This window comes from Psychrobacter aquaticus CMS 56, assembly GCF_000471625.1.
GTDB lineage: Bacteria > Pseudomonadota > Gammaproteobacteria > Pseudomonadales > Moraxellaceae > Psychrobacter > Psychrobacter aquaticus.
The window spans coordinates 362,692-383,097 of the sequence record NZ_AUSW01000035.1 but is presented as its reverse complement, the minus strand read 5'-3'; the positions used below and the strand labels follow the sequence as shown (position 1 = coordinate 383,097).

General features: G+C 43.6%; 20 protein-coding genes. 9 read left to right on the top strand and 11 right to left on the bottom strand.

Going from position 1 to position 20,406, the window contains the following annotated elements; genetic code table 11:
• The first annotated feature begins 37 nt into the window (after nucleotides 1-37).
• The 3 genes from M917_RS13330 to M917_RS13325 all read left to right on the top strand — a co-directional run bounded on the left by M917_RS13330 (nucleotide 38) and on the right by M917_RS13325 (nucleotide 2,783).
• On the top strand, nucleotides 38-1,588 hold the full coding sequence (locus M917_RS13330) for an ATP-dependent DNA helicase (protein ID WP_021815409.1): 1,551 nt from the start codon (nucleotides 38-40) through the stop codon (nucleotides 1,586-1,588).
• Nucleotides 1,589-1,659: 71 nt separating this feature from the next.
• The gene (locus M917_RS14585; RefSeq protein WP_021815408.1) at nucleotides 1,660-2,241 is read left to right on the top strand and encodes an ATP-dependent DNA helicase; all 582 of its coding nucleotides are present in this window, start codon (nucleotides 1,660-1,662) and stop codon (nucleotides 2,239-2,241) included.
• A 23-nt stretch (nucleotides 2,242-2,264) separates the two neighbouring features.
• The gene (locus tag M917_RS13325; protein ID WP_021815407.1) at nucleotides 2,265-2,783 is read left to right on the top strand and encodes a MepB family protein; all 519 of its coding nucleotides are present in this window, start codon (nucleotides 2,265-2,267) and stop codon (nucleotides 2,781-2,783) included.
• Nucleotides 2,784-2,875: 92 nt separating this feature from the next.
• On the opposite strand, the gene M917_RS13320 is transcribed toward M917_RS13325, so the two are convergent.
• Both M917_RS13320 and M917_RS13315 read right to left on the bottom strand, forming a co-directional pair.
• Entirely contained in the window at nucleotides 2,876-3,439 is a 564-nt protein-coding gene (locus M917_RS13320) for a hypoxanthine-guanine phosphoribosyltransferase (protein WP_021815406.1), read from the bottom strand.
• A 91-nt stretch (nucleotides 3,440-3,530) separates the two neighbouring features.
• A complete protein-coding gene (locus tag M917_RS13315) occupies nucleotides 3,531-4,199 on the bottom strand; it encodes a hypothetical protein (protein WP_021815405.1) in 669 nt (222 codons plus the stop codon).
• Nucleotides 4,200-4,500: 301 nt separating this feature from the next.
• Here M917_RS13315 and M917_RS13310 point away from each other — a divergent pair, with 301 nt between their 5' ends.
• The 3 genes from M917_RS13310 to M917_RS13300 all read left to right on the top strand — a co-directional run bounded on the left by M917_RS13310 (nucleotide 4,501) and on the right by M917_RS13300 (nucleotide 7,746).
• Nucleotides 4,501-6,180 carry a carbon starvation CstA family protein gene (locus M917_RS13310; RefSeq protein WP_021815404.1) on the top strand — a complete coding sequence of 560 codons (1,680 nt, stop codon included), beginning with the start codon at nucleotides 4,501-4,503 and terminating at the stop codon, nucleotides 6,178-6,180.
• A gap of 143 nt (nucleotides 6,181-6,323) precedes the next feature.
• Nucleotides 6,324-6,632 (top strand): cory-CC-star protein, encoded by a 309-nt coding sequence (locus M917_RS13305; RefSeq protein ID WP_021815403.1) that lies wholly within the window; start codon nucleotides 6,324-6,326, stop codon nucleotides 6,630-6,632.
• An 85-nt stretch (nucleotides 6,633-6,717) separates the two neighbouring features.
• A complete protein-coding gene (locus tag M917_RS13300) occupies nucleotides 6,718-7,746 on the top strand; it encodes an ArsA family ATPase (protein WP_021815402.1) in 1,029 nt (342 codons plus the stop codon).
• Nucleotides 7,747-7,796: 50 nt separating this feature from the next.
• On the opposite strand, the gene M917_RS13295 is transcribed toward M917_RS13300, so the two are convergent.
• Nucleotides 7,797-9,311 (bottom strand): DUF3482 domain-containing protein, encoded by a 1,515-nt coding sequence (locus M917_RS13295; protein ID WP_406622054.1) that lies wholly within the window; start codon nucleotides 9,309-9,311, stop codon nucleotides 7,797-7,799.
• Between the two features lie 269 nt (nucleotides 9,312-9,580).
• Nucleotides 9,581-10,975: a DUF2868 domain-containing protein gene (locus M917_RS13290; RefSeq protein WP_021815400.1), complete on the bottom strand. Its 1,395-nt coding sequence runs from the start codon at nucleotides 10,973-10,975 to the stop codon at nucleotides 9,581-9,583.
• Between the two features lie 193 nt (nucleotides 10,976-11,168).
• On the opposite strand from M917_RS13290, the gene M917_RS13285 reads away from it, so the two are divergent.
• On the top strand, nucleotides 11,169-11,954 hold the full coding sequence (locus M917_RS13285; protein WP_021815399.1) for an SDR family oxidoreductase: 786 nt from the start codon (nucleotides 11,169-11,171) through the stop codon (nucleotides 11,952-11,954).
• A 75-nt stretch (nucleotides 11,955-12,029) separates the two neighbouring features.
• Here the strand turns inward: M917_RS13285 and M917_RS13280 are convergent, their stop codons facing one another.
• From M917_RS13280 to prpF, 5 genes are all read right to left on the bottom strand, one after another.
• Complete coding sequence (locus tag M917_RS13280) at nucleotides 12,030-12,656, bottom strand: GNAT family N-acetyltransferase (protein WP_021815398.1); 627 nt, start codon at nucleotides 12,654-12,656, stop codon at nucleotides 12,030-12,032.
• A gap of 105 nt (nucleotides 12,657-12,761) precedes the next feature.
• A complete protein-coding gene (locus tag M917_RS13275; RefSeq protein WP_021815396.1) occupies nucleotides 12,762-14,615 on the bottom strand; it encodes an ABC transporter ATP-binding protein in 1,854 nt (617 codons plus the stop codon).
• Nucleotides 14,616-14,680: 65 nt separating this feature from the next.
• On the bottom strand, nucleotides 14,681-15,034 hold the full coding sequence (locus M917_RS13270; RefSeq protein ID WP_040642817.1) for a hypothetical protein: 354 nt from the start codon (nucleotides 15,032-15,034) through the stop codon (nucleotides 14,681-14,683).
• On the bottom strand, nucleotides 15,031-15,390 hold the full coding sequence (locus M917_RS13265; RefSeq protein WP_040642816.1) for a hypothetical protein: 360 nt from the start codon (nucleotides 15,388-15,390) through the stop codon (nucleotides 15,031-15,033). Before M917_RS13265 ends, M917_RS13270 begins: the two co-directional genes overlap by 4 nt.
• An 18-nt stretch (nucleotides 15,391-15,408) precedes the next feature.
• Entirely contained in the window at nucleotides 15,409-16,638 is a 1,230-nt protein-coding gene (gene prpF, locus M917_RS13260; protein WP_021815394.1) for a 2-methylaconitate cis-trans isomerase PrpF, read from the bottom strand.
• 113 nt (nucleotides 16,639-16,751) lie between these two features.
• Between prpF and M917_RS13255 the strand changes: the two genes are divergently transcribed.
• Both M917_RS13255 and M917_RS13250 read left to right on the top strand, forming a co-directional pair.
• Complete coding sequence (locus M917_RS13255) at nucleotides 16,752-16,973, top strand: TA system antitoxin ParD family protein (protein WP_021815393.1); 222 nt, start codon at nucleotides 16,752-16,754, stop codon at nucleotides 16,971-16,973.
• 17 nt (nucleotides 16,974-16,990) lie between these two features.
• On the top strand, nucleotides 16,991-17,281 hold the full coding sequence (locus tag M917_RS13250; protein ID WP_021815392.1) for a type II toxin-antitoxin system RelE/ParE family toxin: 291 nt from the start codon (nucleotides 16,991-16,993) through the stop codon (nucleotides 17,279-17,281).
• A 104-nt stretch (nucleotides 17,282-17,385) separates the two neighbouring features.
• Here the strand turns inward: M917_RS13250 and M917_RS14570 are convergent, their stop codons facing one another.
• Together M917_RS14570 and acnD are read right to left on the bottom strand one after the other, a co-directional pair.
• A complete protein-coding gene (locus M917_RS14570; RefSeq protein WP_021815391.1) occupies nucleotides 17,386-17,520 on the bottom strand; it encodes a type II toxin-antitoxin system Phd/YefM family antitoxin in 135 nt (44 codons plus the stop codon).
• Nucleotides 17,521-17,662: 142 nt separating this feature from the next.
• Nucleotides 17,663-20,332, bottom strand: coding sequence for a Fe/S-dependent 2-methylisocitrate dehydratase AcnD (gene acnD, locus M917_RS13240; protein WP_021815390.1), 2,670 nt, complete (start codon nucleotides 20,330-20,332; stop codon nucleotides 17,663-17,665).
• Nucleotides 20,333-20,406: the final 74 nt, after the last annotated feature.

Sequence of the window (20,406 nt, the reverse complement as noted above, 5' to 3'; positions counted from 1 at the left end):
TATCGATTAAGCAGACCAACATAGAGACAAGCATACAATGAGTAATGACAATAAAAGCAAGGCAGCGATTGGCGTACAAGAAAGCTGGGCCAGCAATCTCAGCGACTACATTCTATTACGCCGTCAGCAGACCTATGCAGCGTATAACGCGACACATACAAAAGCTGACACCAATAGTGATCAAATTGATAAAGCAGAAAGCAGTAATTTATTCACTGCTTTTTTGGTTATGTTAGCAAGGCATTTAGAAGAAGGGCATACGGTATTAACTATTGAGGAAGCTGAGGATGAAGTGCCATTGCAAGGCCAAATCAATAATGAGATCGTTGCGCTATATGGGTGGCAACAAGCGTTGTTAACAATGCTAGCAACACCAATCTTTGCCTTGATACAACCTCAGATGAACACGCAAGTAGAAGATGATTCGACAGCTGAAATATCACTATTTGTTTTGCTCGATATTTTATTTGATAAGGGAGGTCAGCTCTGGACGCAACTTGCCCTTAGTAATCACGAAAAGGAGATACTAAACAAGCGCTTTATGACGATTGCCAGCTTATACCAACTACTGAAAAATACAGATTTAAATTTTTTCATAGATTTGGTCAGTCAACACACTTTATTCGCAGAAGTTGACAATAATATTACCAAAAAAAATAGCCTAAGCAAAAATAATCAACCTATTATCTATAAAAAAACTAAAAATCAAAAAGAATCAGCAGTATCGATAACTTTTTGGCTACATCGCTCTTGGCAAGCGGAGTTTAACCTAGCAAAGCATATCAGTACTATTTTAAATCAGCCCATCACCCCTCTAAAATTATCAATACCTAAACATTTAAACGAACAACAAATAAAAGCCATTAACGTGGCCAACAATAATGCATTCAGTATCATCACTGGAGGTCCAGGCACAGGCAAAACCTATACTGTCGCCCAGCTCGTTATTGCGTTACAACAAGCTACAGAGAGTAGGGATGCGCAGCAAGAGAGCATCAAATTCAGTACAGATAGCGCAAGCCTAGCGCTCGCAGCACCGACTGGTAAAGCAGCACAGCGAATGCAAGAGTCTTTGCAAGCGGCTCTAGATGCATCAGACGTTAAAATGCAATTACAAGAAGCCAAAACCATCCATCGCTTACTGGGAATTGGTCGAACGGGTAGACCGCGTTATGATGCCACTAATCCATTGGGTGAGGACATCATTATTATTGATGAGGCGTCAATGCTCGGTGTTGAATTGGCCAATTATCTTGTTAGCGCCATAAAGCCGGGTGCAAGGCTGATACTGTTGGGAGATGCCAACCAGTTAGCAGCAGTAGATGCAGGAGCAGTTCTGGCTGATTTGTGTCATATTCCGATATTGCAATCCATTCATGCAGAGCTACTCGAAAGCCGCCGTTTTAGCGCCGAATCGGGCATTGGTAAACTTGCGAATCAAATCAATCAAACAGAGGTAGATACCCAAAAAATTTGGCAACTGTTGAAACAAGATGATGCATTGAGCTTTCAATACGTGAACACCTTGCAGATAGACGAGCTTAATAATAAGATAAAAAATAGCCTAAGCAAAGAAAAAATATTTTAAAGATAACCAAAAACTACCATCCCTACATAAGAAAGATTAAAAATCTTCTAGAGAATTCGATAGAAAAATCCGTGCCAGCATTAGTAAATTCAACAGTCGCCTCGCTGGTGGAAGTATTTAACCAATTCAGGGTCTTAAGCGCTGGTCATAATGGCGAATGGGGCGATCACTATATCAATAACTATCTGACCCAATGGCACCTTACTGAACTTAAGCTACCACTGGGTCAGAACACATGGTTCCATGGTCGTCCTGTTATGGTTCTACAGAATAACTATGAGCTAGGATTGTTTAATGGTGATATTGGTTTTTGTTTGCAGACAGGCGACGAAAGAGGTCGGTTGGAAGTGTTTTTTGAGAATAAAGCGCAAGGTATCGCTGTCAACCTGCTAAATGAAGAGGTAATTGCTACCGCATATGCGATGACCATTCATAAGTCACAGGGATCTGAGTTTGATCATGTTGCCATTACTTTTGACAATAGTCATGCCAGATTGCTCAGTAAAGAGCTTATTTATACAGCAGTGACACGGGCTAAAAAACAAGTGACCATATATAGTACAAAATACGCGTTTGAAAAAGCGGTTCAGACGCCAACTGAGCGCCAAACTGGCTTGACGTTGCAATTTGAAAACTTAATAGACAAATATTAAGAAATATAAAAAGAGGATTAAAGTTGCATACCTTTGATACTGTGCTAGAGCATATTAATAAAGTTATTTATAAGCCTAACCAATTGACTATTACTTCAACTAAGGAGGAACAACAAAATCTAGAATATGCTGCTGGTACATTTGAGTTAATCAACAAATTGACTGTTAAAACAGTTAGATTCAGAGTGGCTAAGAAAACACCTACCAAAGTAGGGCAGTTTGTTACTTTTTGGGAAAAGGATTCCAAAGGTATTAATCAACCTTTTCAATATGATTCATCACCAGACTTATTAGTAATCACTACATCTAAAGATAACAATACATGTGGGCAGTTTGTTTTTCCAAAAAATGTCCTGCTTAGACATAATATTCTTAAGTCTCATTTTACAAAAGGTAAGATGGGTATAAGGGTATATCCTAGTTGGGATAAGCCAACCAGTAGTACTGCTTTAAAGACCCAAAGTTGGCAGCTCGATTATTTCTTCATGGTTAATAATAAAAGCATACTGCCTATAGCAAAAATAAGAGCATTGTATGAGTAGTAAAATTAATAGTAAGTGTAAAAATCCAAACGCAAAAAAAGCATCCGACTTGGATGCTTTTTAATATAATAAGTAGATAAAGTTTATTAACGTTAAACTTTGTCTTCTTTAATCGCGTAAATACCCGGCAAATGACGCAAGTAACCATGAAAGTCCATGCCACAACCATACACATAGCGATCTGCAACATTGATACCGACAAAATCAACTTCAAAATCTGCAACTTTGCGGTCATGTTCTTTATTAAGTAGAACACAAGATTCGATTGATAGTGGCTTTTCTTTACTCAGTTCTTCGACGACTGCTTTTAACGTGATACCTTCATCAAAAATATCATCAATCAGTAATACATGCTCACCAGCAATATTGACATCAGGCTTGAATTTCCAATCAAGCTCACTGGTGCCTTCATTATCGCGATAACGTGTTGCATGGATATAATGCATACGATGATAGAATGTCAGATGAGTCAATAACTGACCGGCTGGGATAAGTCCACCGTTCATAACGACCATAACAATAGGGTTCAAACCAGCATAATGCAAGTTAAGCTGGGCGGCAAGACGCTCATAAGCAGCAGCGACTTCAATACTGCTGATAAGGCACTCTGAGTTGCGCAGGGTTTTTTCTATTTCTTGATTACTAATTTGGGTCATGAGTTGCGCCTTCGGTAAAAGTGCCGCCTATTTTAGCAAATTTTAGTAAATTTGCCCAACGTTACGTTTCTAATAAAAATAATAATATTTATTACTCTGGTTTTTCTATGATGAAAGGACGGTAATAGTTGGCTAAACGATTCAACGAACGATCTGGTAAGTCAGGCAGCAGCTTGTTAAGTGCCATACTCATGCCTTTATCGATGGCGGCTTTGGCAACGGGTACCGATTTGCGTTTAATCATACCAAGCTTAAGTGTTTCGGCGTAACGACTGATAAAATGCGTTAAGGTCGCTTCATTCATTGTTTCAAGCGCTATTTTAAATGGCTTTGTATCTACATGCTCAGGCGTAATGGCGGCAAAACCTTTGTTAATGACGTCCGCATCCGCTTCAGATAACTTAAAACCCACACGCTTTATACCGTCATTATCAATAAAAGTCGCCTGATCTCTTAAAAAATGAAAGCTCGGAAGTACTTCTTCGTTATTTTCTTTGCCAAGTAAGATATTAAGTAGCGTGTCTGTCGCCCGTTCAACCGTTACCACCACTTTACGCATAGCAGCTTGACGTTCAGGGTTTGGAATAATCTCAACCAAGCCAACCAATAAATTATCGATAAGATCGCGCGCGGTTTGATGGGTCAGTGCGTCACGGTAGGGGTAATAATCTACTTTTTCATTCGATGCAACGACTTGTTCGGCTTCAGTGATGAATGCTTTTAACTTATCTGAAGGTACGAATCCAAAATAATGTGCCATTATACTTCCTTTATTTGTTTTTTTAATGCCTTACGAACGTTACATCTATCGCTAAATCAGTTACTATTTCAGCAGAATACCCAGCAAAGACTCACCACGCTCAATGCGGATTAGTGATGTACCTTGGTTATAACATGCAAGGCTCAGTTGAATAGTGACGATCTTGCAGGATTTTTATGATTTGCCTAACAATCGATGAGATGAGTCACTCATGGCACACTAATTTAGCATATTTTTGATATTTTGATTTAAAAAGCTTGAACTTCTAAGGCTATCTACCACTTATCTAGGGAGAGATAACATGAATAGTGCTATTGTACTGGTGTTTGGCGTTGCCGCCATGCTTTGCGGCTATATATTTTACTCAAAATTTATCGCCACCAAAATTTTGGCGTTGGACAACAGTCGTCCCACGCCAGCGCATACGATGAAAGATGGGGTCGATTACATCCCCACCAATAAGTATGTGTTATGGGGCCATCATTTCACGTCAGTAGCAGGGGCGGCACCGATTATCGGCCCTGCGATTGCAGTCATTTGGGGCTGGGTGCCTGCCATCATTTGGGTGGTCTTGGGCACTATTTTTATGGCTGGTGTACACGACATGTCAGCTATTTGGGCGAGTATGCGTAATAGAGGGCAGTCGATTGGCTCTATTGCTGGTACGGTCATGGGCACCCGTGTTCGAAGCTTGATGATGGTCGTTATCTTTTTATTACTACTGATGGTAAATGCTGTATTTGGCGTTGCTATTGCGAATATGATGATCAAAACACCCTCTGCTGTGTTGCCAGTATGGGGCGCTTTAGTGGTTGCCTTTATTATCGGTCAGTGTATTTATCGCTACAAGATGAATTTGGTTTGGGTGTCCATTATTGGGGTAAGCGCTTTATACGGACTTATTTATCTTGGCCCCATGTTCCCTATTGTATTGCCTGAGACTGTTTTTGGGTTGCCTGACAATGCAGTCTGGATTTTGATTTTATTTGCCTATGCAGCGATTGCATCGTTACTGCCTGTTTGGATGCTGCTGCAACCGCGTGATTATATCAATGGCTTGCAGTTGTTTGTTGGTTTGATTTTATTGTATGCCGCTATTTTTATCGCCACACCCAACATTGTCGCGCCAGCTATCAACACTGCGCTACCAATTGGTACACCATCCATTATGCCGTTATTGTTTGTCACCATCGCTTGTGGTGCAATCTCAGGATTTCATGGATTGGTGGCGACGGGAACCACTTCCAAACAAATTGATAAAGAAGAAGATGCGCGTTTCGTGGGTTACTTTGGTGCCTTTGGTGAAGGCATGCTGGCACTTGGTGCAATTCTCGCTGCCACCGCAGGTTTTGCGACTCTTGGCGATTGGCAAGCGGTTTATCAAAAGTTTGGCGACGGCTCCATTGGTGCCTTTATTGACGGTGGTGCTACCATCCTAAGTGCAGGTGTTGGCATCGATATGGTACTAGCACAGACGATGCTGACTGTAATGGCTGCATTGTTTGCAGGGACTACGATGGATACTGGTGTACGCTTGCAACGTTATATTTTCCAAGAATTCGGTGAGTTTTATAACTTGCCAGTATTGAATAAAAGCGTGGTCGCAACGTTACTTGCCGTCGGTAGCTGTCTGTTATTGGCGTTTGGCGCTGGTGGTATTGATGGTGCGGGTGGTATGATCATTTGGCCACTATTTGGTACGACCAATCAGCTCATGGCAGCCTTAACATTGATGGTCGTAACGGTCATCTTGTTGCGTAAAGGTAAACCCGTCTGGTATACCTTAGCGCCATTATCGTTCTTGTTGGTTATGACAGTCTTTGCGCTATTGATTCAGCTCAAAACTTTTTACACAGATGGCAATTGGCTGCTTATCATTATGGATATCATCATTTTGATAGCAACGGTCTTAGTGACATTTGAGAGTCTGTCAGTGCTACGCAAAGAATGGTCATTGCACAAAGGCAAGAGTGATGTCTAAAATCGATGTCTAAAACCTAGGTATCAGTAAACAAGCATCATTAAAATTGCATTTCTATCAAAAACGCCAGCCGCAATCGCTGGCGTTTTTTGTCTTATATAGGCATGATAGATAATAAGAAATAAGCAAAATATGAGTAGACTATGGAAAATACAACGGAAAACGGAAATACGCCAGACAGCGATACTGTAAGTATTCAGCCGTGGTGGCAGCGGTTTGTGACGGGATTAAACGAGTTTTATCATGCGCCTTATCGCCAAACGATGGCACGTGCCGCACGTGATGAAGAGGATTTTTTTATGCTACTCATGTTTGCCGAAAGCTTAGGAATTGACAATCCTGCCAGCTTTTATACGTTAGAGTTGCAGCCATTGTTCTTAGAAAATTTCCATGAATGGCACACGCGAATGGGTATGGACAGATGTCCTTTTGACCATGTTGGTTGCTGTTAGCTATCGCCAAATCAATATAAAAAAGAGTCTCGATAGAGACAAATGGGACTGAGATAGATTTTTAATGAAGAAATGAGAGACAAGTATGGCACTGCATCCGCTACCTAAATTAGTAGAACAACTCACCACGCAACCGATTATATTTATCGGTGGTAAAGGTGGGGTAGGTAAAACCACGACGGCCGCTGCACTTGCCAGCTATTATGCAAGCCAGCAGCAAAAGACCTTGATAGTCTCAACTGATCCAGCGCATAGCTTGGGCGATGTACTGAATACACGTTTAAATAATGAGAAAACTTCGATAACGCCTTATCTGGATGCCATTGAGCTAAATCCTGATGTTATCGTTGACGAGCATTTTTCTCAAGTTGAGCGCACCATTACCGCCTATGCCAATCCCGATATGATGCCAAAAATCCGTGAGCATCTGCGACTGTCAAAGTCAGCGCCTGGTGCACAAGAAGCGGCGATGCTCGAATCTATGTGTCAGCATTTGGTCACGGCAGCAGATGCCAATTACGAACATATTATTTTTGATACAGCACCGACGGGTCATACCTTGCGGTTACTCGTACTGCCAGAGATGATGGGCGCATGGACAGATGGTCTATTGGCTCAGCAGCGGCGACAAGCAAAACTGCGGTCGGTAGCGACGCATTTGGACAGTCACAACCAAAACCAAAAACAGACCGCGCCTAAACATGATCTAGCCAATCCATTTGCTGCAAAAAAATCTGATCGTTGGGAGCAAGCGGTGTCCGTGCTAGAAAAACGCAAACAGCTGTTCCGTCAGGCAGGATTGCTACTTCATGATCGCGCGCAGACGGCGATTGTGTTGGTGATGACCGCTGATGTGTTGCCATTGGCCGAAACCAAACGGGCGATCGAACAATTAGAAGACAGTAAACTCACACCCGCAGCGATTGTTATCAATCAGTTGATATCACCCACTCAGTCTGATGAATTTTGGCGTCATCGTGCTGAGCGCCAACAGCAACTGATGCAAGATATCGAACAAAATTTTACGAATTATCCGCTTTATCCCATTTATTTACAGCAGACAGATGTGCGCGGTACGGAGGCACTGAGTGCATTATTATATTCCGTGCCATAAAGGACAAAAGCCAAACTGAATGCGTTTTATAGGCAGTGAGAAATTTGCAATCACGATTCTTGCTTATATGATTGCAATTTACCTGACAGTGACCATGCCATGTCTGCTCGTAGCAATTGTGCTTGCTCGGATTTGCCACTACTGAGCGACGACCATTGTGGTTTGCCACGGGCTTTTTTTAGCTCACTTGGTAATTTATGCGGCGGCCACACAGTAATGGGATGATTTTCCTTACTCACATCGTCATCACTGGAAGTTTCAAGGTTATTTTTCTCGCCTTTATGTTCTTTATACAACAGTTGAGTGGCATCTGTAGCAGCATGACCGCGATGACGTAGGGCCGTGAGTAAATCTATTGACCGAGTCGCCAAAAGGGTCAGCGTAGCGGGGTCAATGTATAAACGTTTTACCCCAGTAATCCTATCGGCAATACTGCTGGTATTCGACAGCAATCCACCTGCGATACCGCCTATCGCCGCGCCCAATCCCAATGTCGTTCCCAATGCGGCGGCATCAATGCCTAGCCCTAATAATGCACCGGCGGCAGCACCAGAAGTGGTACGAATGCCATAGCTTTTGAGTAGTTCAGGATCAAACGGATCTTGCTGATATGCTTGCAATTCAAGCGGAGTCGCTGCTACTGCATTGTCATAAAACTTGTATAAATTAAGCAAGCTGTGCTGCATCGTGCGCTCGCTTTGCCGAACGGCTTCTTGCATTTGCTGCAAAACGGGCAGTGGGTCATCATCGTCACCAATCTCGCGCACAAAGGCCGCCACATTTAACAAAAAATCAGCAATGATAATATGGGCTTCGTCATACAGCTGTGCCCAATTTTCGGTACGCCGCGCCATAAGCTGTTCCAGCATTTCAGAGTGGGTGAGCATAGTGGCTAGGTTTTTCCATAGCCGCATCTCATCTTCAAACTCAAAAGCCACCGAGTCAAAGCGCGTCGAGATATGTAGATTTCGTCTTGCCAGCATGGTCTGCCACTCGTCGATATTGGCATCCTGACTGTCAGTAAAATTAAAGACAGGCATAACGGGTATTGCTGCCCATGACAAAATCGGCAACTCATCTTTATACTTACCCAATACAGGCTCTCGAGCATCTACCACGTAGATGGCCATATCACTTGCCAACAACTGACGAATCACTTTGGCTTCTTGGCTATAGTCATCGCCCTGCAAGTCATAACCCTGAGAAGCACCACTGGCTGCACCTTGGGCAATATCTGCCGCTAAAAACTGCTGCAAGCGCTCAATACCATCACGGCGACTGGCAGTATTGTCCTCCAGCCAATCCATGAGTCCTGATGCATCCTCTAAACCGGGAGTATCATATAACGCCACCAACACTTCACCTGTTTGACTGTCTGTTAGCTGTGCTTGCTCGACGTGGCGTGTGGTCGCTGCTTCGTTTTTGACTTCACCAAAATAGACATCACGTAATAGAGTACGCAGTATGGAGGTTTTGCCAGTATTGGTGTGACCCACAACGGCCAATTTGAGCGCTTCACCACTGGCAATGGTTTTTTTTGTGATATTTTTCACTGTATCTGGCATTGTATCTGGTGTTGATGTCTCAGCAAATAACGGCTGCTTACCCTCCGTGTTATCCTGAGTTGGCATTGACTGAGTCACAGGCAGTTCAGGGATATCAGTGTTTGCCTCGTAAGCTTTGTCTGCAAAGAGACCAACAGGCTTATTGTGATCGTGATTATCTTTTTTATTGTCATTATTCATAATAGCGTCTTATATTGATTGATGACCAAAAACAGCAGCCATCTATAGTAAAAATCTGGCTAAGCGTTGATTAAGCGACTACGTTCTAACTAAGCATCGGTATTGACCAAACCTATTTTTCGAGCAGACAGCGCGGTTTGCCACTGTTGGTCACGAACGTTTTTATTATCTGATAATTCCAATCCAGCGCCTTCTTGATCCGATTTATCTTCACTAAAACCCGTTTCACCAAGTAATTGTACAATTAACCCATCTTTTGCATGACTGGCGATTTGGTCAAGTTTGCGTAGCGTGCCGCGGTCAGGCAGCGCTTTGCTATGAATGCCCAACAACACTTGTACAGGATGATGGTCTAAATAAATTTTTAGTCGTGCCATGTCTTCACGATCATCAATGATACCGAAGTTCTCAACGTCATTATTGTCATGCAAATCAGTACCCACACCAGATTGCCACCAGTTGTCTTGCGCTGATGGATATTCTAGTAACGCCACCACTTTCTTGCCAGCGCTGACCGTCGCTTTTGGGGCGATAGGCGCTGGTGCTTGCTTAAAATCATCGGCATCCACGACATGGCGTTGCCAAAAGTTTAGTATTTTTTGATAATAAGGCTGTTTGATGTCCAAACGCATTTTTTTACGGCGAAACATGAGTGCACAAAACATCCATGCTATCGCTCGCGGCACGATACCGTACAGCAATAAACTGCCCACCAACAAGCCCGCCCATTGCCGTGCCACAGAGAGTGACATCGCCTCGGTCACCAATCGGCTCTGTACGATGGAGGCATTGTCCGGTACATCAAATCCCACCATGCTTGGTAACCAGCCAAGTATCTGAGTCAACGTAATGAGCGCCTGATCGGAGAGTAGGGTTGACTCCCAGCTAAAGCTATACTGACGTACGACTAATAAAAATATAATCGCCAGTAGCATACCTGTTAACGTGGCCAGCCATAACTGATGACTGAATTTGCCAAGATACCAGCGCATACCACTGTGCTGCAATTGACGTTCGTACAAGTCGACTGCCGCCTTCGTCACATCATCTTTACCACGGATAAGATAACTGGGACTCACAAAACTGGCAAACCAGTTCGAAGATGGTTTGCCGCGATTGACCAAGGTCAGTAGCAGCCAGCCTACCAGCATAATGGTATGGAAACCCAGCAGGCAGACCAATACATAAAAGAAATTCACCACGTTGGTCTGTAATAACGTAAATAACCCTAAAAACCCTGACAGACACCACACCACACTCATAACAACCATGATGCCTTTAATACGACCCTCAATCTTACCCAGCACTTGTGCCATAGCGCCATTACTGTCGATACGCGATGCCCTGCGCTGCAACTTTTGTATCGGTTTGCCATCCTCGCCTTGTAGCTTTTCGGTGATAAGCAGCGGGTCAGTGGCAAAGACATGATGCTGAGTCTCAAGCGTGCGTACCAGCTCAGTCAATTGATCTTGGGGAGATAGCATAAGGCGATAACATCCGTATAAAAGCGTTTATTTGGAGACATTTCTAATGATTGTAGCGTATATATAATTGAGGTTTTATACCTTTTTGTCATGGTAAATCTGATAAAAATACGCCAAAATTGGTCATAACAGGACGATATTAATGACAAATCTCATAAGACGCCGTTAACAATAATCAAAAAAAGGAATCGTTATGAATCATAAAACGTGTCTAATTATCGGTGGTACGGGTGGCATCGGCAGAGCCATGGTGGAGCAGTTAGTAGACAGCACGACCAATCATGGCGATACAGTTAGCGAAAGCTCTAGTGAAAAAGACAACCGCCAAATTTTTGCGACGTATCATAAAAATGTGCCTGATTTTGCCGCGGACAATTTGCACTGGATACCCATGGACATCTGCGATGAACAGAGCATCAAACAAGCGACTGATGTCATTCGTCAAAAAGCCACTCATATTGACTGGGTCATCAATTGTGCAGGGCTATTACACACGGCAACGCAGCAACCAGAGAAAGCGCTGCGTCAGGTTGAGACTGAGTTTTTTTTGCAGAATATGCAAGTAAATGCGTTGGCAAGCTTGCTCATTGCCAAACACATCAAACCACTATTGGCGAGCGCTTGCCGTAGTAATGACCATCCAGCCGTTTTTGCGACGATATCGGCACGTGTGGGCAGTATCAGTGACAATCAGCTGGGCGGTTGGTACAGCTATCGGATGAGTAAAGCGGCGTTGAATATGGGTATGAAAAATCTGAGTATCGAGTGGAGCAGATCACTCAAAGACGTGTGCGTCGTGGTCATGCAGCCGGGTACGGTAAATACCCAATTGTCAGCACCGTTTCAAGGCAACGTGGCTGACGGACACTTATTCTCGCCAGCCTATAGTGCCGAATGCTTATTAGAAGTGCTAAGCCGTATGACAGGCGCACAATCAGGTAGCTTCGTTGATTGGGCAGGTGAGTCTATACCGTGGTAGTGGGCAATAATAGTAGACAGTAACGGTTTGCTGCGTGACATAAAAAACGTTCGAGCCAGCTAATTCATCAACTGTTTAAATCATCAAGTACAGCAGACCCAAAATAAACAGCGCGGCCATAATAAACAGCAAAAAGCTGATGACTTTGGTCGCGGTGGTGGCCGTACCTGTTTGCTCTTTGCGCACTTTGGTTTTTTTGGCAACGTGCAGAACCATTTTTACATGCTCAATATTATCCTCAAGATAATGATCGCCTTCCGGCACAAAGCCCAAAGACTCGTAAAAGCTGAGCAAATAGACTTGTGCAGAGATGATAATAGGGCGTTTTTTGCCATATTTCTTACGGCAATACGCGATGGCATGAGTCATCATTTGCCTTGATAAACCCTCACCTCGGTGCTCTGGCAGTACGAGCACACGACCAATGGCAGACATGTCGGTATTGCTAGCCTTAATAGTAGGATCGGCTACAGACAAATTGGATTTTAACTTGTTAAATTCAGGCGGAATAATGCGGCAATAACCCACCAAAGCCTCATTTTGATGAGCGACAAGGTGCAGACAATCAAAGTCCACTTCATCCATGTCTTGATAAGGGCAGTTTTGTTCGACCACAAATACTTGTGAGCGCGCTTTTAAGATATGGTAAAGATCAACTGAGGTCAGCTCATCAAACGTTTTGATAGAAAATTCACAGGTCATAATTCAGCAGCTTTTGGCAAATCGATTATTGATGATTCATTAATTGATAGAGATGAAACATTGAGGTGTTGCAAATGAATGGCATTATAACGATATAAACGTCTATCAACCATTGATAGTTTGACTGATCTTGTCCAAGTTCAAACTATCAGACATGGCACTAAATATCTCAAAGTACTTCCCACCTTTTTCATACAGCTCCTCATGCGTGCCATTCTCGACCACTTGACCGTTTTCGATCACCACTAAGTCATCAGCGTCAATGATTTGGGCGATGTTATGCGAAACCATAATCACTGTGCGGTCTTTTTTGATCAAATCTAGGCTTTTTTTGACCTGTTGACTGGCGATGGCATCGAGACTGGCGGTCGGCTCATCCAAAAACACAATGGGCGGATCTTTTAGGAACATCCTTGCCAGCGCAATACGCTGCTGCTGACCACCAGACAGGGATTTTGCCGTACTCTCATAACCATTCGCCAGTTTGATGACTTGGTCATGAATGGAGGCTTTTTTGGCAGCGACAATGATATCTTCGTCACTTGCCTCAATATTACCATAGCGAATATTTTCACTGATTGTCCCTGAGAAAATATGATTGCTTTGTAGCACCAAACCGATACGCTGGCGTAACTCATGGGTGTCACAGTCGGCTAGGTCACGCCCATCTAACAAAATCTTGCCCGCATCTGGCTCATAGAATTTTACCAATAGGCTAATAATAGTACTCTTGCCAGCGCCGCTCAAACCGACTAGCGCAGTAATGCGATTGGGCTTGATGGTAAAGCTGACGTCTTTTAGCGCCTGTGTGCCATTGGGATAGGTAAAATCGACATTTTTAAGCTCGATATGACCTTTAAGATCGGGGTTTTTTATGCCATTGATATTTTCAACTTGCTCGTCATCTTCTAAAATATCAAAAAACCCTTCAGCATAAGTCAGCGCATTATTGATTTGATCATAGATACGGTGCAGCTGCCGGATAGGGGCAGCGACGTTCTGAAACAGCATGACATGAAATAAAATCATGCCGATGGTCATCTCGCCTTTTAACACAAAATAAGAGGTGAGCAAAATAATCACAACCACACCAATTTGTTCAATAAAGGTCTTTATTGCATCATAAATAAAACCAATGCTACGAATACGCAGCTGATTGTCAGTCATGTCTTTTTGAATGGCGAGGTGTTTTTCGGCCTCTATAGGCTCACGAACAAAGGATTTGACCACACTAATAGAGTTAATGATCGAAATCACCAAACCGCTTTTGGCTTCTCGAAACCCTCGCATCTGCCGACGAAACCCTTGCAAACGTCTCGCTTGTTTTTGACTGATAAAAAAGTAAATCGGAATGATGATAAGACCGACCAGACCAATCCAAAAATTGGTCGAAAACATAATAACGAGCGAGACAATCGCACTGGCAAACAACGGTAGCATGTCGATAAAGAAGTTTTGGACTAAGGTCGTCAGGCTGCTCACGCCCAAGTCGATACGGGTTTGCAGTTTACCACTGTCATTCTCGCTACTGGTATAAAATGCCATGCGATACGTCAAAATACGCTCGATGATTTTTTGTGATAAATCCCGAGACAGATTGATACGGATTTTTTCACCAAAAAATCGTTGGCCAAATGAGATAAATATCGACAGTATCTCCTTGGTTAATAACACCGCGCTGATGATCGTTAACATGCGTACACCAGCCGCCCAAGGATCGGACAAGGTGGCGATTTTGGTTAAGGTATCGACAGCATATCGCAGCACAAAGGCATTGACCTGCGCGGTAAATGAGCCAAGCACTGTCAAAATGAGAGTAGCGATAATCAACGTCTTGTAAGGTGCAGCAAAGACGGCAAGTTTTTTGAGGATATCCCATAGCAAAGCCCGCCGCTCCGTTTTTTTGAGCGGCGGTTTTTTGTCTAAGGGTGCGCGGCGTGTCTGGGAAGGTGTTGGCATAATTAGTTTACGTATTATTACATTAGATAAAAAAATTAATTTCTACTAAAACTATAGTTTTTTATCTATTTCTTTAAGTTATTTGTAATCGCATTAGAGTAGTCACTATGAGCCATTATTACTGATTTATATGACATATAAGCTTCAAAATTCAACTCAGCAGAAGGTCTAAAGCCTTTATAGTCAAAAATATCTTCTCCCATTCGTTGTGCTAGTCTAGCCATGGCTATAATAAACATTTCTCCGTATTGACGGCCAAAAGGTGTCATCTTATTCATGTATCGTTGCTTGGCTGAAGGATTAGAGTCTACATGAGCACCACCACCTTTATCTGCTATATCTCTGATAACATCTCTAACTTGTAAAGTTGTAGGATGGTGAGTTAAATACTGTTCAACCCATGTTGGTATATCTATCATTTTTTTTGATTAGCGAATATAAAATTTGGAATTACTAATCCATTAGTATATTGCATCAACTCGAAAGGCATCGTTGCAATTCTGCTAGTATTGCTAGAATTCTGAATTATCTGTACAGAAGAACTCTCATTCTCATCCCAGTTTATATCTTCTAAGGCGTTTAGTTTTATATCTGGGAAAACCCTTGGAAGCAAAGAGTTATCCTTTTTTCTATTTGAATCACAAAATAGAATCCGTAATTGACCTGCAAGAGGCTTATACATATATGGTTCGTTTGCATAATAGGACTTTAAACAAGAATCAATAATAAGGAATGACTCTTTGAGTTGTTCCTTCAAATATGTATCTTCAATCATATTAAAATTTCCAAATTATTAAAACGAATCCGCTGGCACAAACACTTCACCGACCATGATACGCCTTGCCGAGCGACTCATCGACACTTTTTTGGCTTGCCAGCGACCATCAATCAGTTCTGTCTTTCCGCCAACCAATAATGTGCCAGATGGATGACCGAAACGTACTTCGTTCAGCGCCTGACCACCAGCGGCTTCGTTGACCAATGTCCCTTGTGTGGTGGCTGAGGCGGCAATGGCGACGGCTGCTGTGCCCATCATGGCATGATGCAATTGCCCCATACTCATGGCACGCACGACTAGATCAATGTCTTTGGCTTCAACCGCCTTACCGCTAGAAGCGCTGTAGCTTTGGGCAGGGGCTACCCAAGCAAGCTTAGGAATGTGCTGGCTGGTTTGAGCCTCACTTATGTCTTGGAACAGTCCCATAGCGACACCGCCTTTGGCACGGATTGTCTCAAGTTTGGTAAGTAAATCGCTGTCGCTATTAATATCACCTTGTAGCTCAGTCCCTGTAAACCCTAAATCTTCTGCGCGCATAAAGATGGTTGGAATACCTGCGCTAATAAAGGTCGCCTTGACGCTATCGGTCTCTAAGCCACAGCCAGACACATCAAAGTCATCGACCAGGTTGTCCGTAGGGAACATATCACTTGAAGAATCGACAGGATCAATAAATTCAATTTTGACTTCAGCGGCGGGGAAAGTGACGCCGTCTAATTCAAAATCGCCCGTTTCTTGGACGTGAACCTTACCTTGCGCGTCCGTATATACAGGCACATGGGCGATGATGGTTTTGCCGATGTTTTCTTGCCAAATGCGTACTTCGAGAATACCGCTTTCCGCACTTTTTGCCACTTTAGCGGTATCCACCAGCCCCATATTGATGGCACAAGCGCCAACCGCTGCCGTCAAGTTACCGCAATTACCCGCCCAATCAATCATAGGCTTGGCAATATTCACTTGTCCAAACAGATAGTTGACATCATGGTCATCGCTATCCGCTGGTGACAAAATAACCGTTTTTGACGTGCTAGACGTACCATTACCCAAACCGTCAATTTGTTTACCATAGGGATCTGGGCTACCGACGACTCGCAATAAGAAATTGTCACGGTCACTACCTGCTTGCTGACAGCGTTCTGGTAAATCAGACAATTTAAAGAACATGCCTTTTGAAGTACCACCGCGCATATAGGTAGCGGGGATGGAGATTTGCGGGGCGAAAGGTTGATTTGATTCGGTCATTATAGAAAGTCCTTTTTCAATTTATCAGAATGGGATTCGGTAATATCTAATAATTGTGGTAAAATGCTACAACAGTATAACTTGCTGAGTTTTAACTTATTTAGGAGAATATCATGGCAACAGCCAGTATCCGACTTGATCGATCGTTAGTCGACAAAGCGCATGCAATTGCAAAAGCTCAACATCGTACACCACCAAAGCAAATTGAACATTGGGCGACTATCGGTCAAATTATGGAAGATAATCCTGACCTATCCTATGAATTTGTGCGCCAGCTATTAATTGCCAAAGCAGAAGTCGATGCTGGTATGGTTGAGCCTTTCGAATTTGGATAGTTTATGTTGGGAAAATAATGAAGCCATCTTTAAGTATTGTTCAATCACATAGTTTTAAAAAAGCCGTTAAAAAATTACATAAAAACCAAAAGTCTGATTTAGATGACGCTATACGTGCCATCGTTGATGACCCTAATCTAGGTACACAGAAGGCAGGTGACTTGTCCGCTGTACGTGTTTATAAGTTTAAAATGGTAAAGCAGTTAACGCTACTAGCCTATCAAATTGATGATGGTGAATTGGTTTTGACTTTATTAATGGTAGGGGCACACGAAAATTTTTATCGCGACGTTAAATTGATACTTTAGCATAGAGATTCTTCTGAATCTGATCATTTCGATACTGGGCGATAGACGTCGCTAGATGAGCTGCATTAGCAGACGACTTTAACAAATAAAGTGTCTCAATCAAGCTATTGTACAAGCGACATGACAACCATATCATTATCATTCTGACGGTTTATAAAAACTATATCATTACCATCGTTTACTGTATCTAAGACAGCTTGAAAGTCTCTGTTTGCTTCAGAAAAGCTGATAATTTTCATAGAGTCTCTCTTAGTAATAACTTCTATAAAGTATCATACAAATATCCGTTACTATCAACGAAAAAACTGATGTCATATAACCAAGCTATACAACATCGGCGCTTTTATACTTGCTTGCCTGTCATGCTAAACCTTAAACAACCTAAACAATATCTAACGTCCCTTCGATAAACTCTTTAGCAAATCGCTGTAGCATGCCGCCAGCGTTATACATTTTGACTTCATCAGCGGTATCCAATCGGCAGATGATGGGCGTTTCAGTGGTGCTACCATCCGTACGATGAATGACCAAAGTCATCAGCCCGCCAGCAGAAACCTCACCGGTGACATCAAATACTTCTGTGCCATCAATAGCCAACGTGTTTCGCGTCGTGCCTTTTTCAAACTGCAATGGAAGCGCGCCCATGCCGACCAAGTTTTGACGATGAATACGCTCAAAGTCCTCAGCGACGACCGCTTCCACACCCGCCAAGCGCACGCCTTTCGCTGCCCAGTCACGGCTTGAGCCTTGACCATAGCCGTCACCCGCGATAATGATAAGCGGCTGTTCGCGGTTCATGTAGGTTTCAATCGCCTCCCACATGCGCATGACCTGACCTTCTGGTTCTACACGTGCCAGCGAGCCTTGAATCACGTTGCCATGCCTACCATCAATGCCATCACGAACCATCTCGTTGAGCAGTTTAGGATTAGCAAACGTAGCACGTTGGGCGGTTAAATGATCGCCGCGATGGGTAGCATAAGAGTTATAGTCTTCCGCTGGTAAACCCATGGTATCGAGATACTCGCCAGCAGCAGAATCCCCCAAAATCGCATTAGAAGGTGACAAATGGTCGGTGGTGATGTTGTCACCTAATACGGCAAGCGGACGCATACCAGTGAGTTTATTCATCGCCGCCATTTTCCCTTCCCAATACGGTGGACGGCGAATATACGTGGTCTGATCACGCCAGTCATAGAGTGGACTTAATGCTTTACCTGTATCTTTTTTGGCTTCATCAAACATCGGGATGTAGACGGCGTTAAACTGCTCTGGCTTCACCGCTTTGGCAACGATCGCATCCACTTCGTCATCATCGAACCAGATGTCTTTTAGATAAACGTCATTGCCATTTTGATCTTTACCTAGTGAGTCTTTTTCGATATCAAAACGAATGTTACCCGCGATGGCATAGGCAATAACGAGTGGCGGTGATGCTAAAAATGCTTGCTTGGCATAAGGATGAATACGACCGTCAAAGTTACGGTTGCCAGACAGTACCGCCGTGGTGAATAAATCACGGTCAATGATTTCTTGCTCAATATCAGGGTCAAGCGCACCGCTCATACCGTTACACGTGGTACAAGCAAAGCCAACCACATCAAAGCCAATCTCTTGCAGCTCAGGCATGAGACCTGCTTCTTCTAAGTACATTTTGACCGTTTTTGAGCCGGGCGCGAGTGAGGATTTTACCCAAGGTTTACGCAATAAGCCTTTGGCATTGGCGTTACGGGCAACCAAACCTGCAGCCACCATGTTGCGAGGGTTAGAGGTATTGGTACAGCTGGTAATGGCCGCAATAATCACCGCACCATCTGGCATGAGACCATCTTTTGGTTCAGGGAGTTTTTCATCAGCACCATGAGCGATGCCTTTGGCAACTAAATCGGTGGTCGATACGCGTGCATGTGGACGCGACGGCCCTGCCATATTACGGACGACCGCTGACAAATCAAAATCAAGCACGCGCGCGTATTCCACGTTTTCCATACCATCAGCCCATAGTCCTGTTTGCTTGGCATATTGCTCAACCAATTTTATTTGCGCTTCAGAACGACCTGTCAGACGTAAATAGTCGATGGTTTGCTCATCGATATAGAACATCGCAGCCGTTGCGCCATATTCAGGCGTCATATTGGAGATAGAAGCGCGGTCACCAACGCTTAATTGGCGTGCGCCTTCACCGAAGAATTCAATATAAGTCGAAACCACGCCTGCATCACGCAAAAACTCCGTCATGGCCAGCACCAAATCCGTACCCGTAATGCCTTTCTGCAATTTACCCGTTAGCTTGACACCAACATAATCTGGCAGGCGCATGTAGGATGGGTTACCTAGCATGACGCTTTCGGCCTCTAATCCGCCAACACCAATGGAGATTACACCCAATGCGTCAACCATTGGCGTGTGACTGTCTGTACCGACCAAGGTATCAGCAAACGCAACTGACTCACCGGCTTTATTCTGTACCACTTGGACGACAGGCGACATTTTTTCTAGGTTGATTTGATGCATGATGCCGTTACCGGGTGGCACGACGTTGACATTGTCAAAGGCATACTGACACCAGTTGATGAAGTGAAAGCGGTCATCGTTACGGCGCTCTTCGATGGCACGGTTTTTCTCAAAAGCGTTTTCTTCAAAGCCGGCATGTTCAACGGCTAGTGAGTGGTCAACGATGAGCTGGGTCGGCACAATAGGATTGACTTTAGAAGGGTCACCGCCTTGCTCAGCGATGGCATCACGTAGACCTGCCAAATCTACAAAGGCGGTCTGTCCCAAGATATCATGACAAACGACGCGGGCAGGATACCAAGGAAAATCTAAGTCTTGTTTGCCCTCTATATGCTGCTTGAGTGCAGCCGTTAAATCTTCTGGTGGACAACGACGAACCAAATTTTCACACAATACTTTTGAGCAAAACGGGAGTTTGTCATACGCGCCCGCTTCGATATTTTCAATGGCTGCGCGTGTGTCAAAGTAATAAAGGTCAGTGCCGGGCAAGGGCTTTTTAAATTCATCGTTCATTGGCTGTACTAGAGCGTTGTCCATAAGTCACCTTTGGCGGTTGGCTAATTTGAATAGGAGAAAAAAAGGGGTAAATTTTTTAGCAAAATCGTTTATCA